This window comes from Paenibacillus sp. FSL R5-0912 (genome assembly GCF_000758605.1).
Taxonomy (GTDB): domain Bacteria; phylum Bacillota; class Bacilli; order Paenibacillales; family Paenibacillaceae; genus Paenibacillus_AQ.
The window spans coordinates 5,760,655-5,775,432 of the sequence record NZ_CP009282.1; the positions used below are offsets into that span (position 1 = coordinate 5,760,655).

The 14,778-nt window shown below is 53.4% G+C and carries 11 protein-coding genes; all 11 read right to left on the reverse strand.

Annotation, left to right across the window (positions count from 1 at the left end):
• Positions 1–151 precede the first annotated feature (151 nt).
• The 11 genes from R50912_RS24440 to R50912_RS24490 all read right to left on the reverse strand — a co-directional run bounded on the left by R50912_RS24440 (position 152) and on the right by R50912_RS24490 (position 14,759).
• A complete protein-coding gene (locus R50912_RS24440; protein WP_042238526.1) occupies positions 152–916 on the reverse strand; it encodes a cell division protein FtsQ/DivIB in 765 nt (254 codons plus the stop codon).
• A 66-nt stretch (positions 917–982) separates the two neighbouring features.
• Entirely contained in the window at positions 983–2,266 is a 1,284-nt protein-coding gene (murA, locus tag R50912_RS24445) for a UDP-N-acetylglucosamine 1-carboxyvinyltransferase (protein WP_042238527.1), read from the reverse strand.
• Between the two features lie 184 nt (positions 2,267–2,450).
• A complete protein-coding gene (gene murG / locus R50912_RS24450; protein ID WP_042238528.1) occupies positions 2,451–3,566 on the reverse strand; it encodes an undecaprenyldiphospho-muramoylpentapeptide beta-N-acetylglucosaminyltransferase in 1,116 nt (371 codons plus the stop codon).
• A 5-nt stretch (positions 3,567–3,571) separates the two neighbouring features.
• On the reverse strand, positions 3,572–4,669 hold the full coding sequence (gene spoVE / locus R50912_RS24455) for a stage V sporulation protein E (protein WP_042238529.1): 1,098 nt from the start codon (positions 4,667–4,669) through the stop codon (positions 3,572–3,574).
• 49 nt (positions 4,670–4,718) lie between these two features.
• Positions 4,719–6,140, reverse strand: coding sequence for a UDP-N-acetylmuramoyl-L-alanine--D-glutamate ligase (gene murD / locus R50912_RS24460; protein ID WP_042238531.1), 1,422 nt, complete (start codon positions 6,138–6,140; stop codon positions 4,719–4,721).
• Positions 6,141–6,143: 3 nt separating this feature from the next.
• Positions 6,144–7,109, reverse strand: coding sequence for a phospho-N-acetylmuramoyl-pentapeptide-transferase (mraY, locus tag R50912_RS24465; RefSeq protein ID WP_039304257.1), 966 nt, complete (start codon positions 7,107–7,109; stop codon positions 6,144–6,146).
• Between the two features lie 16 nt (positions 7,110–7,125).
• A complete protein-coding gene (locus tag R50912_RS24470) occupies positions 7,126–8,538 on the reverse strand; it encodes a UDP-N-acetylmuramoyl-tripeptide--D-alanyl-D-alanine ligase (protein ID WP_042238532.1) in 1,413 nt (470 codons plus the stop codon).
• A complete protein-coding gene (locus R50912_RS24475; RefSeq protein WP_042238533.1) occupies positions 8,535–10,022 on the reverse strand; it encodes a UDP-N-acetylmuramoyl-L-alanyl-D-glutamate--2,6-diaminopimelate ligase in 1,488 nt (495 codons plus the stop codon). The genes R50912_RS24470 and R50912_RS24475 overlap by 4 nt, the downstream gene beginning before the upstream one ends.
• A gap of 36 nt (positions 10,023–10,058) precedes the next feature.
• A complete protein-coding gene (locus tag R50912_RS24480; RefSeq protein ID WP_039304248.1) occupies positions 10,059–11,984 on the reverse strand; it encodes a stage V sporulation protein D in 1,926 nt (641 codons plus the stop codon).
• A 92-nt stretch (positions 11,985–12,076) separates the two neighbouring features.
• Positions 12,077–14,221 (reverse strand): PASTA domain-containing penicillin-binding protein, encoded by a 2,145-nt coding sequence (locus R50912_RS24485; RefSeq protein ID WP_231637708.1) that lies wholly within the window; start codon positions 14,219–14,221, stop codon positions 12,077–12,079.
• A gap of 142 nt (positions 14,222–14,363) precedes the next feature.
• Entirely contained in the window at positions 14,364–14,759 is a 396-nt protein-coding gene (locus R50912_RS24490) for a hypothetical protein (RefSeq protein WP_042238535.1), read from the reverse strand.
• Between the last annotated feature and the right edge of the window lie 19 nt (positions 14,760–14,778).

Below are 14,778 nucleotides of genomic sequence, written 5' to 3' on the forward strand. Positions count from 1 at the left end.
ATTTTTTCTAAAGCATATAAGTTCTACCTTTTAAGAAATGACAGCTATATCCATGAATGTATTTCAAAAAATCCGCAGAAAAAAGAGGGAGGTTGCTTATTGCCCGTAAAACCGATTGTAGCATTTTTTCCGCTCTATTAGTAGGGACTATTTACTCTTGTGTGTCTGCATCCTCCCCGGAATCCTCCGCTTCCGTATGAAATGGGACATAAGAATCGGCCTCAAGCATCTTGATCAATCCCGGCTGCTCATTTTCAATTACTTGATTTAGGTATTCCACTTTGTCCTTAAGCAGTGAAATTGCCGTAATGACCTCAAACCGTGAACGTGTATACAGCTTAATACGGTCCGGAAAAGACAAAGTCGGGGAGGGGACGATCTCGGATATATCACTGGTCAGTTCATTCGGAATATCAGCCAGCGCCTGGCACAGCTTCGTCTTGTACGGATCATCAGCCTTCCAGTTGGTTAATATCGGCTTTTCAACGGCAATCCCTGTATCCTTGACAGATACTGCAGCTCCGCTGGACAGAATCGCCTCAAGCGATCCAGCCTCATCCAGCTCGTATGCCACTGCGGGGAATTCCTTAATGCTGATGTTAATCACACCGGGGAAACTCTTGTCCACAGCCGCTTCCTGAACCGTCTTCAGTTCTGTCAATGCACTTTCCACGGAATCTCCGGAGACTGCGAAGAACTGTCCGCCGATCGTAAGACCGCTTGCGGCAAGCAATTCCTCCCGGGATGTATATTTATCCCCCTGGAAATGGATAGCTGTAATCTTACTGACGGACGAACGGAAAAATATCACGGCCAGCAGCGCAATAAACAACAGTAGCAGGATAATGGTAATTTTACGGCTCATTCTCTTACTGGGCTTGTCCTCTTTAAGAAGAGGCATTCGGGTTTTAGGCATTCTCATATCTCCGTAATAAGGCCCTGTCTCCTTCCCGCGCACTCGGGCCGAAGGAGACAGGGAGCTTTAATTGGCCAAATCCAGAGGGTCCGGCACAGGTACCTTGCGACTAATCCGTGCACCCAGCTTCTGAAACAGTACCTCAATGCCATCATATCCGCGGTCAATATGATGCGCCTGCTCAACAACGGTAGTCCCTTGAGCGGCAAGTCCGGCGATAACCAGGGCAGCTCCGGCACGCAGGTCGGTAGCTTCTACCGTAGCTCCGTACAATCTCTGCACTCCGCGTATAAAAGCCCGGTTCAGGTCAATGGAAATGTCGGCTCCCATCCGCGCCATCTCCTCTACATGCTTAAAGCGCCCTTCAAATACAGTTTCTTTAATCACGCTGAATCCGTCAGCCAGGGATAAAAGGACCATCACCTGGGATTGCAGATCTGTAGGGAACGAAGGATAAGGAGAGGTTACAATTCTTTCTACTGCACGCGGACGCCCCATACAGCTGATATTAATTATATCATTGCAAACTGTAATTTGAACACCGGCACGCCTCAGAACATGGATCAGAGAAGTCAAATGTCCTGCGTTGGTGTGGGTCAGCGTCACATTCCCCCTTGTAGCTGCCGCAGCGATCATTACGGTCCCGGCGACAATCCGGTCGGGAATGACCTCATAATTGCACGGATACAGCTTGGAGACGCCCTGGATGGTGATCGTATCTGTTCCTGCACCGATGATTTGCGCACCCATCGCATTCAGGAAATTCTGCAGATCCTGGATTTCCGGCTCTCTGGCCGCCCCAGACACCGTCGTTGTCCCTTCCGCCATAGCGGCTGCCATCATGATATTCTCCGTGGCTCCAACGCTTGGATAATCCAGATGAATATCACAGCCCGTCAGTTTGGCAGCCCGGCAGCAGATCATCCCGCTGGTTTCCTCAATCTCCGCCCCGAGCAGCTTCAGACCCTGCAGGTGAAGATCAATTTTGCGTTCCCCGATGGCACAGCCGCCCGGCTGATAAATCGTCACTTCACCAAACCTGGACAGAAGCGGTCCCATTAGAAAAATGGAGGATCTCATCTGCCGCATTAAATCCTCCGGAACATGCGAGGTTGCGACGTAGGTTGTATCGACCGTAACCGTTTCGTCTTCATGCACGGCCCTGCAGCCCAGCCTTTCCAGAATATCCAGCATAGTTTCGATGTCCAGCAGCTTCGGCACATTATGCAGTGAGTGAACTCCTTCGGCCAGCAGGCTTGCCGCCAGAATCGGCAGGGCCGCATTTTTCGCTCCATGGATACGTATGGTGCCTGACAGGGGATTTCCACCCTCAATCACCAATTTGTCCAATGTATCACCTCCGAGATTACCGCTCACCCACCGTTGGGCACTTCCTGTACACAGATCAACAGAAATAGGCCGGGAAGCTGCCCGCTCCACATTTCATGAACTGGAAGTGCTCTGGGTGATTGTCACGATTATAGGATCATCCTATGTTCGTGACCTCTCGTGTGTGACAATGTAAGCCCGGATTCTAGCGTTTCCGGCCTGCAGCCAGTCTGCGGAGCTCGGCGACAACCAGCGAGGCGGAATCTCTTTTACCCAGCCGCCTTGAGGCATCAGACATACTGCGGCGTGCAGCGTCCGCTCCGATAATCTTATGCACCGCTGCGAATAGTGCCTCGCCGCTCAGATCCTTCTCCAGCAGCACAACGGCTGCCCCTTCACGTTCAAGCTGTCTGGCATTCGCTTCCTGGTGATTATTCGTCACATTGGGAGAAGGGATAAGCACAGAAGGAATGCCAAGCGCAGTAATCTCTGCAAGAAACGATGCCCCCGCCCGGTTCACGATGAGTGAAGTACAGGCCAGCACCTCGGGCATATTATGAATATACGGAAGAATATGCAGGGAGTTCGGCAAGCTTCCGAGCTTCTCGCGCACAGCTTTACGGGTTTCCTCGAAATAAGCCTCTCCGGTAACATACACATAGTGAACACCATTACCCTTACCCACAAACGGAGCCATTTCAATCATCGCCCGGTTAATTGCCTTGGCGCCTCCGCTTCCTCCGACTACCAGCACAACCGTACTGCCTTCAGGAATCCCAAGTGAAGCGAATCCCCGCTGCGGGTTGGCAGTCATTACCGTAGTTGCCCGGGGGTTGCCCGTGTAGATTACGTTCTTAGCCCCTGGAAAAGCGGGCTCCGTGCCTTCAAAGCTTACGGCGACCGTATCGGCATACCGGCTTAGGAAACGGTTGGTCAGGCCCGGAATCGCGTTCTGTTCATGGATAAGGGTCGGGATGCCTAGCCGGGATGCAGCGTACACTACCGGCCCGCAGACATATCCGCCGGTACCGATAACGACATCCGGCTTGAACTCCCGCAGCATGGCTTTGGAGGCCTTCACCCCCTTCAGGAAACGCATTACCGTCTTCACATTGTCCATCGAGAGCTTACGGCGGAAGCCGGTAATATCAATTGCTTTAAAGGGTAGATTCTCTTGGGGAACAAGCTTGCTCTCCAGACCGCGTTTGCCCCCGATATACAGGAAGACGGATTTCTCTTCTTCGGATTCCAGCTGTCTGGCTACGGCTACGGCCGGATAGATATGTCCGCCCGTACCGCCGCCGCTTAATACAATACGCATGTCTTTCACCTCGCATAACGGGATAAATTAAGTAGAATGCCAAGGGCTGTAAGCATCAGGGTCAGCGATGAGCCTCCGTAGCTGATCAGCGGAAGCGTAATGCCGGTAACCGGCATGAGGCCGATAACCACACCGATGTTGATGATCACCTGAATAGCGACCATACATACGATGCCTACGGCCAGATAGCTGCCGAAACGGTCCGGCAGACTCATTGCTACCTTCATTCCGCGCCAAATCAGAATCAGGAAGAGCAGCAGCACTGCCAGCCCCCCGATAAACCCAAGCTCCTCAGCCAGTATGGAGAAAATAAAATCGGTCTGCGGCTCCGGCACATAGCTGTACTTCTGCCGGCTCATGCCGAGACCCAAGCCCCCCAGTCCGCCGGGTCCAATCGCGTACAGTGACTGTATGATCTGATATCCGGCCCCGAGCGGATCGGACCAGGGGTCCAGGAAGGCCGTAATCCGCTGCAGACGGTAAGGTGCGGCGGCAATAAGCCCCACGAACCCTGCGATACCCAGCGCGCCCAGGGAGAGCAGATGCTTCATCCGGGCCCCTGCCGTGAAGACCATCATCAAGGCAGCCCCGAACATGACAGTGCCTGTACCGAGATCCGGCTGGAGCATGATCAGCGCAAAAGCGGAACCGATCAGCGCAAGCGGCGGAAGCAGTCCACGGGTGAAGCTGGAAATATCGTAATCCTCTGTTCCGAGCCATTTGGCCAGAAAGAGGATCATCCCCATCTTCATGAACTCCGAGGGCTGGATGCCGAAGGAGCTGATCCCCAGCCAGCTGCGCGCACCGCCGCGCACGACCCCTATGCCGGGAACCAGCACCAACACCAGCAGTACGAAGCAGACAAGCAAGACCGGCCTGGCGAACTTCTTCAGCACCACATAATCCGTATTCGCGGTGATGAACATGGCGATAAGACCCAGGCCTGCGAACAGCAGCTGTCTTTTGACAAAATAAAACGAGTCGCCATAATTGCGGAAGCCTAAAACGGACCCGGCGCTGTATACCATTACCATACCAATGGCCAGCAAAGCCAATATCGGAAGCAGCAGCCAGATATCGGGCGCATGACGGGATTTGTTCATCAGGAGCACACCTCTTGCATCCGTAGTAGGGGCTTATCCACCCCCCTACTTAAAGGTTATGCACCGCCTCTTTAAAAATACGCCCGCGCTCCTCATAGGATGTAAACATATCCCAGCTGGCACAGGCAGGAGAGAGGAGAACTACATCTCCTGCTTCCGCAAGAGCGGAAGCCTCCCGCACGGCCTCTTGCAGCACGGCGGCGGCGCTCTCCCCATTATCGACGGAGATGATTGTCTTTACTCCTGCCAGCTGCGCAACCACGGCCAGCTTGTCCTTCGTCTCCCCAAGGGCCACCAGGGCCTTGACGTTCCCTCCGAGGACAGGCAGCAGCTCCATATAATCAGAACCGCGGTCCAGACCTCCGGCAACGAGGATGACCGGCTTCTTGAAGGACCCCAGCGCCATGGCTGTAGCTTTGGAATTGGTAGCCTTAGAATTGTTATAGTAGGCGGCCCCCGCCTTGTCTGTCACATATTCCAGCCGGTGCTCCACACCGCGGAAGGAAGCCAGCACTCCGCCAAGCACAGCCGGGTCCGCGCCTGCGGCAATGGCAATGCCGCAGGCGGCCAGCGCATTCTCCACATTGAAGCGGCCCGGAAGGCCAATCGAATCCACATCGGCTATTTCAGTCTCGCTCTCCGTATAATCCCGGTAGATGATGACCCGCTTCAGATCATCTTCTGTCTCCGGCAGATAGGATGGACGGACAAAGATGCCCTGAACCAGCTCTTCGGTCATGGAGAAGGGCAGGATGCCTGCTTTGATATAAGGAACCAGCTCGCGGCAGACCGGATCATCCCAATTCAGTACAGCAGTGTCGCCCGGCCCCTGATTCGCGAACAGCTTGGATTTGGAGGCCACATAATCCTCCATCCCCCCATGATAATCCAGATGGGTCTCGGCAACATTCAACAGGGCAGCGACCTTGGGCCGGAAGGCCTCCGTCCCCTTGAGCTGGAAGCTGCTGAGCTCGACAACCATCCAGTTGTCCACGTCAGCCTCCTGAGCGGCCTGACAGAGCGGCGTACCGATGTTCCCGGCAACTATAGGACTCATCCCCGCTGCCTCCAGCATACGGCCAACCCAGGTCGTTGTAGTCGTCTTCCCGTTGGAGCCCGTAATACCGATCATAGGTGCGGCGCAGAGATGGTAAGCCACCTCTACCTCCGTTACGACTTCGATGCCAAGCTCAAGAGCCTGCTGCACCGGAGCCACGGAATAGGGAATCCCCGGATTCTTGACAACAAGTGCAACACCCTCATGAATCAGCCCCTCCGGATGCCCGCCGCATATAACATAAATTCCCAAAGATTCCAGTTCGGAAGCTTCGGGACTTTGATCTCTTTCCTTTTTATCATTGACCGTCACAACCGCGCCGCGCTCATGCAGCACCTTGGCCACCTGGACGCCGCTTTTGGCGAGCCCCAGGACGACCACTTCTTCACCACGGTACAAATCCGGATGCTTCATATGTTACAACCCCTTGATGAGATATAGTCCAACAGCCGCAAGCACCAGGCTCACCGCCCAGAAGGAGACAACCACACGCCACTCCGACCAGCCGCCCAGCTCAAAGTGATGATGGATCGGGCTCATTCGGAACACCCGTTTGCCGCGTGTTTTGAACGAAGCGACCTGAATAATTACGGACAGCATTTCGACTACGAAGACACCGCCGATCACCACGAAGAGCAGCTCGGTCTTCGTTACAATGGCAATCGCGCCAATGGCACCGCCGATCCCGAAGGAGCCGAAATCACCCATGAACACTTTGGCCGGATGGGCATTGAATACCAGAAAGCCAAGTACTGCACCAATCATCGCCGCAGCGCAGACACCGGCAGCAATGGAGGTTGCCTGCATGGCAACTACAGCAAAAGCAGCGAGCGCGATCGCACTGACACCGGACAGCAGTCCGTCCACACCATCCGTGAAGTTAACCGCATTGGTTACCGCCATCATCATCAGGACAATAAACGGATAGTAGAACCAGCCGCCCCAGTCAAAGCTCACCGATGTTCCCGGAATGCTGATGTTTGTATGATGTCCGCCGGAAATGAGCAATGCACAGAGAACGATACCGACCAGCAGCTGGCCGGCAAGCTTCTGGCGTGCCGTCAGTCCGAGTGAACGTTTGAAGGCAATCTTAATATAGTCATCCAGGAAACCGATCAGACCGTAACCCAGCGTAGCTACCAGAAGGACGTAGAAATCCGAATTAATCACTGAAAATTTCAGAAAAGACAATGTGAACGCCACCATGATGATAATTCCGCCCATCGTAGGCGTTCCCGCCTTCTTCAGATGGGTCTGAGGCCCGTCATCGCGAACCTGTTGTCCGAACTTCATCCGGCGCAGTAGCGGGATAATCAGCGGAGCGGCAATGACCGCAAGGATAAAGGATACAGCAATAGTCAGTAGAAGTAATTGATAATCCATGGGTACACCCCCTCCATTAGTTTAAGTCAGCTTCAGAATATTCTTTCAGGCGGTGAAGCACTTCCTCCAGACGCATCCCCCGGGACGCTTTGAAGAGTACTACATCCCTGGAACCACATTTGGTGTTCAAGGCCGTGATCAATGCTTCTTTGTCTTCAAAAGCAAATACATGTCCGGCCCCGAATCTCTCCGCCGCAGCCGCAGCAATATGAGCAGCGAGCGGTCCGTAAGTGTATACCGCATCCGTCAGTGCAGGATCGAGATAGCTGCCGATCTGCTGGTGGAACTGAACTTCATCAGGCCCAAGTTCCAGCATGTCCCCCAGCACCGCGATTCTGCTCCCGCTGCACTTCATGGACTGCAGCACATCTATCGCTGCTCTCATGGACGTAGGGCTGGCATTGTAAGCATCGTTCAGCAGCGTCAGCCCGTTCGCCGCCTGTATCACTTCAATCCGCATGCCGGTCAGCTTAAGCCCGGCTAATCCGGTCTCAATATTCTCATCAGTCACAAGGAAGTGGCGTGCAACCGCCAGTGCGGCGAGTGCGTTAATGACATTGTGACGCCCCGGCAGAGGCAACGTGAAGGCACGCTCGGCATGAAGATGCGAAGTGAAGGACATTCCTGCTCCATGAGTCATGAGACCTGTAGGATAGTCATCATTGTCTCCGGACTGCCCGAAACGGAAGCTGAGCATCCCTTCCGGCGGATTAAACCCCGGCTCTGCCATAACTTCTGCGAGCAGCGGTTCATCCCCGTTATAGATGAGCAGGCCGCCCGGCTTAAGTCCGTCCACAATCTCCAGCTTGGCCCGGGCAATTTCCTTGCGGGACCCGAGCTGCAGCAGATGGGATTCACCCACGTTGGTAATCATAGCCACATCAGGGGTAGCTATCCTTGACAGCAGGGATATCTCCCCGCGCGAGCTCATGCCCATCTCCAGCACAGCAATCTCAACATCACTGTCCATGGAGAGAATCGTAAGCGGCAGACCGATGTGGTTATTGAAATTCCCCTGTGTTTTGTGTACCTTGTACTGCACTTCAAGAAGAGCGGTAACCATATCTTTGGTCGTTGTCTTGCCGTTGCTGCCTGTCACGGCGACTACACGCGGTGCGAGCTCGCCCAGATATGCCGAGGACAGTCTCTGCAAAGCGGCCAGTGTATCCTCCACCAGAATGACAGGACCGCCTTCAGGCGCAGGCTCCTTATCCCGCTGCCAGAGCGTAGCGGCTGCTCCTGCCGCCAGAGAAGCAGCAGCGTAATCATGGCCGTCAAAGTTATCTCCGACCAGAGGAACGAACAGGCAGGCAGGCGTAATTTTGCGGGAATCGGTTACGACCCCCGCAATTTCGATATTGTTATCTTCAGCAGAGGACAGCTTTCCTCCGCACATTTGCGCGATAGTATACAGCGTTCTTGTAATCAATAGCTTCGGCCCCTTATCACTTCTTTGGCTACAATGCGGTCATCAAAATCATGAACGACTCCGCCGATTAGCTGATAGGTCTCATGACCTTTCCCCGCAATCAATACTACATCGCCGGGGCTTGCCATTTCAATAGCTTTTCTGATCGCTTCCCGCCGGTCGGGAATCATCTCATACCGTTCCTGTGACACGCCGTCCTCAAGAAGGCCCGCTTCAATATCGCGCAGAATCAGCAGCGGATCCTCTGTCCGGGGATTGTCGGAAGTAACCATGACATGATCACTGTATTTGGCAGCTATCTTGCCCATCAGCGGCCGTTTGGTCGTATCCCGGTCTCCCCCACAGCCAAAGACGGTAATGACCTTGCCGGCAGCGAATTCACAGACAGCCTTCAGCACATTCTCCAGACCATCCGGCGTATGCGCGTAGTCTACGATGACCGCGAAATCCTGTCCGGCATCCACAGACTCGACACGTCCGTCCACACCGGCTACGGACTCCAGACTGGCTTTGATTTCTTCCAGCGGCACATCCTCCAGCAGCGCAGCAGTAATGGCCGCTAGTGCATTATAGACATTGAACTTACCGACCATCCGGAGCGAAATATCTGTCTTCCCCTTAAACGTATCCACATGGAAAAAAGTTCCTTTGGACGTGATCGAAATTTGAGTGGCCCGGACATTTGCAGGGGTGTCGATACCATATGTAATCACTTCCGCAGCGGTCTGGTCAGCAAAATAGCTGCTTGCTGCATCATCCGTGTTGAGAACTGCATATTTACGTTCTTCCTTCCACGGAGAGATCACATTGCCAAGCCGCGAGAAGAATAGTGCCTTAGCCGCGCGGTACTCCTCCATCGTATGGTGATAATCCAGATGATCCTGAGTCAGGTTAGTAAATATTGCCGTGCGGTAATCCGTTCCCTTCACCCGTCCCTGCTGAAGTGCATGGGAGGATACCTCCATCACACAGCACTGCACGCCTTTGGACGCCATATCGTTCAAAGTACGCTGAAGCTCAAGCGATTCCTGCGTAGTACCGGACATCGGATAGCTTTGTCCGTCATAACGCATCTGAATCGTCCCGATCAGCCCCGTTTTCACGCCATGGTCCTGCATGATTTTCTCAATCAGATACGTAGTCGTGGTTTTGCCGTTGGTCCCGGTAATCCCAATCATCTTCATCCGGCTGCTGGGTGAGCCGAAGAACGCATTCGACAGCACGGACATCGCAAACCGGCAGTCATCTACCACGATCTGCGGCAGATCGATCTCCAGCTTCCGCTCACAGACTAGGGCAGCCGCACCGCCTGCGGCTGCCTGCGGTGCATAATCATGTCCGTCCACTGTATGACCGGGCAGGCAAATGAACAAATCGCCCGGCTTAACCTTGCGGGAATCCACCTGCAAATCCATAATCTCGGTCCCACCCTCCCCGTATAGACGCGAAGCGGCAAGACAGGATGACAATTCATTAATTTTCATAGTAATCCCTCACTCTACATTTGTCAGACTACCCTATTATTCACTGGAAGTTCCCATATAAATCCGGATGGTTGAACCCTGCTCCACTCTTGCCCCCGCTTTGGGTGCCTGATTAATCACTGTATTGCCTGATCCGGAGCGGGCCAGCATGAAATTCATGTTCAAATCCTCATAGATATCCTGAACAGTAGCTCCTGTTAAATCGGGAACTGTCACAATCGGAGTCTCCCCATATTTATAGGTCTTCGGCAGCTGATCCTTGCGCTGCGGAACCTTCAGATAATGAAGCGAATCCTCAAGAATATTCTGGACGATCGGAGCCGCTACCACACCCCCAAACTGAATTCCCTTGGGATTGTCAACTGCGGTGTAGACCACGATCTGCGGATCATCCGCTGGTGCAAATCCGATAAAAGAGACGATATGCTCCGTAGGAGAATATCGGCCGTTAATAACCTTCTGTGCCGTCCCAGTCTTGCCGCCCACACGGTAGCCGTCAATAAACGCCGGCCGGCCTGTGCCTTTGGCAACTACGCTCTCAAGGGCGGCCCGCACCTTCTTCGAAGTCTCCTCAGAAATCACCTGCCGCACTTCTTCCGGCTCTACCTCGGATACGACATTACCGGTATCCGGATTAATCCAGGCTTTGGCAACATGCGGAGTATACAGCTTGCCGCCATTAATCGCTGCAGACACCGCAGCAATCTGCTGGATCGGTGTTACGGATACCCCTTGGCCAAAGGCCGTGGTGGCAAGTTCGACCGGCCCTACCTGCGCCGGCTTAAACAGAATTCCGTTCGCTTCACCGTTGAGGTCGATCCCTGTCTTCGTGCCAAACCCGAAATCACGGATATACTTAAAAAGGGTATCCTTGCCAAGACGCTGGCCCAGGGCAACAAACCCGGGGTTGCAGGAATTCTCCACCACTTCAAGGAACGTCTGGCTTCCGTGTCCGCCTTTTTTCCAGCAGCGCAGCTTGGCCCCGCCCACTTCAATATATCCCGGATCGAAAAAATGCTCATGCTGCAGATCAACCTTCCCCTCCTGCAAAGCAGCAGCCAGGGTAATGATCTTGAAGGTGGAGCCCGGTTCATACGTCATCCAGATCGGAAGATTCCGGTTATATACTTCGGCATCGTATTCCTTATAGGAGCCCGGCTCATAACCCGGCCGGCTCGCCATGGCCAGTATCTCACCATTGCGGGGGTCCATCGCAATCGACCAGGCACCTTGCGCCTGATACTTCACCATGGCCTGATCGAGCTCGCGTTCCATGATTGACTGAATCTGCTTATCAATCGTCAGCTGCAGACTCAGCCCGTCCTGCGGCTCTGTATACTTCTCCGAGGAGCCCGGCATCAGCCGTCCTCCGGCATCGGACAGATACGATATATTGCCTGCGCTGCCCTGAAGCAGCTTATCGTAGATGCTCTCTATCCCGGTGATTCCTTGATTGTCGATGCCCGTGAAGCCGAGAATATGTGCGGCTAAATCACCAAAGGGATAATACCGTTTGTTATCCTCAGCCACAACGATGCCCGGCAGCTGCAAATCACGGATGCTCGCGGCAAGCTCCATCGTAATTTTGCGGCCGCCGGGCTGCAGTTTCACCGAGGCTTTCTTTTGGGTCAGCAGAGTGACCAGCTTCTCCTCGGTCATACCGAGCAGCGGAGCCAGCTGCTTCGCGGTCTGTTCCTTTTCCTTCACCTGCACAGGAATGGCATAGATCGTTGGCGAGCTGATATTATATGCCAGGGCAACGCCCTCTCTGTCCAGAATCTCGCCGCGTTTGGCGGTGAAGGGAATATTCCGCCGCCAGGATTCCTCAGCCTTGGCGCTCAGCTTCTCCCCTTGTGATAGCTGTACATAGGCAAGACGCACGGCCAGCGAACCGAACAACACGGCCAGTCCCAGCAGCGTCCACAGCATTCTCCGCCGAGTTACGACTTTCGAAACCTTCATTCCGTTCTCCCCGCTTTCGCTCGTATAGACATGATCTCTTATCTTCATGACTATTCGGGACAAACAGGGGTTAGAACAAGCCTGTATACGCGCTACTCCGCAGTCTCCTCTGCATCGGGGTCAACGTTGACGGCCACAGGGATATTCTCCCCGTATTCATTCAGGGGACTGAGCTTCAGAGAAATATGCGTTTTGCTGTTATTCTTGGTCTGCGTCTGCTCTGTGACATAACCTTCGCCCTCAACCGTAATCCCTACTTTGAGCAGATTGAGAATTTCCAGAGCATCGCGCAAAGATTCTCCCTTCAAATCGGGAATGGTCATTGCTTCATCCTGTTGGGTAAGCAGATAAATCCGCTGTCCGGCGGCAAGTTTTGTGCTCTTATCCGGATATTGGCTGATTACCTTTGCCCCTGTACCGACAATCTCGAAGTCAAAGCCTTGATTAAGGAGCAGCTGTCTGGATTCCTTAACCGTTTTGTTCACGAGATCAGGTGTACTGCGCAGCTCTGAGGAGTCTGCCGCCAGCTTGACTGACGTTTTGCTTCCCACTGCGTTATCTGATTCAACTGTTTTGGGTACGCCCATATATTGCAGGGACTGCGAGACAATCTCTTTGAAAATAGGTCCCGCTGCGGCTCCCCCGCCGGCAGCATCCGCAGGCTCATCAATTACGACGAATACCGCGATCTTCGGATTATTGGCCGGAGCGTAACCGAGGAAGGATGCTAGTACTTTATCCCGGTCATACCCGCCCTTGCCGTCAGGCTTAATCGCCGTCCCGGTCTTGCCGGCTACGCGGTACCCTTCGATATAGGCATGCCGTCCGGTTCCGATTACCTGGTCTGCCACGACCTGCTCGAGGTAGCTGCCGGTTTCGCGGGCGCTTTCCTCTGAAATCACCTGCCGTACAACCTCCGGCTGAGTCACCGTAGTCTTGCCTGTATTAGGATCGGTAACTTCCTTCACTACATGCGGTACCATCAGCTTGCCGCCGTTCGCAATCGCAGCCATCGCCGTGAGCTGCTGAATCGGTGTAACCAGCAGCTTGCCATGGCCATAGGCCAAGGTAGCATTCTCTATCGGCCTGTTCGGATTCGGGTTGACAATACCGGTGGTTTCGCCCGGGAGGTCAATACCCGTCTTTTCCGTAAAGCCGAAATCCTTGATATATTTCAGCAGCTTTTCCTGGCCCAGCAGCTCATAGCCAATCTTGACAAAGGCTACGTTACTTGAACGTTTAACCCCTTGAAGCAGGGTGATATCTCCATAACCGGCTCTATTCATATCATAGATCGGTTTGCTGTACCCTTTGATCCGGATAGAGCCCGAATGGACGGTCTCTTCCGGATTAAACAGCTTCTCCTGAACGGCTCCGGCCAGCGGTACAATCTTGAACGTGGAGCCCGGCTCAAACCTCGACATGATCGCGTGGTTATAGAAGCCAGCCGCATCCTGATTAAGGTCATAATATTCATTTGGATTGAAGGTCGGCATATTTGCCAGTCCCAGAATTTCCATCGTATTCGGATCGGCAGCAATGACGCTTATCGACTTCGGTTTGTACTCGGCATAAGCCTTCTTCATCGCCTCTTCGATATAATGCTGAATGGTGCTGTCGATGGTCAGCTTGTAATTGCTTCCGTTCACTACAGGCTGGTAGCTATCCTGTGAATCGGGCAGCTTGATTCCCTTGCCGTCACTCTGATAATTCAGCTTGCCATCCGTACCGGAGAGCTGTTTGTCGAAGTACTTTTCCAGACCCATGACCGCATTGCCGTCCCTGTCGGTGTAGCCCAGAATATGCGCAGCCAGCGAATCCTTCGGATAATAACGCTTCTGCTCTCTCACGAGGCCTACGCCCGTTTCCAGGGTATCATGCTCTTTCTTGAGTTTGTCCACAAAAGCCGTAACCTTATCGGCCAGCTCCTGATTAATCTTCCAGCCTTCGTTGCGGATCTCCCGGTTCTTGTAGTAATTGCCCTTATCGTCTTTGGCCTCTACCAGCTTCTTCAACTGATCTACAGGCTTGCCAAGCAGTTCATGCAGTCCCTGGATGACCTCTTGGCCGATCCCCTTCTCCGCAATGACCTCGGGGTCAACCACAACGGTATAGGCAGGAACGTCACTGGCCAGAACACTGCCGTTACGGTCTTCAATCACGCCGCGGACCGCCTTGATGGTTGAAGTATGTGCCCACTGCGTAGCTGCTTCCTTCTGCCACTTCTCACTCTGCATTACCTGAATCCAGAAAACTCTGCCGACTAAAACAAGAAAAAAGAGGGTAATACACCCTCCTATAAACAGCGTGCGAAGTTTTATTCTTTTTACCATAGCAAACCTCACAGATTCTATTATTGCGATTGAAGTCAATCGCTGATTATTTTCCAGCTTTGTCAGTGACCTGGTTGCTAAGCAGTACATGGATTGTTGAATCTACAGGAGGAGTCTTATATCCCATCTCTTCTGCCCGCTTGACCACCGTCTGTTCAAGCGTCTGCTTCTCCATCTGATAAATTGCAATTTGCTTCTTGCTCTTCGCGATCTCGCTGTCCAGCTTCTGTGCCTGCAAGTTCAAATCATAAATATGGACGTAACGCCAGATCAGGGCGGCAGATACCAGGATAAAGGCTCCCAGCGTCATCATATACAAAAGCTTCTCCTTCAGCGGAAGCACTCTCCGCCTGGTGACGACTTTTGTCTTCTCACGGTAAAGCGGGTTTACCTCTTCTTTTCTCTTGGGTTGAACTGCTAAATTGCCGCGGGTATAGGCCATCTCTGACTCTCCTTTATCG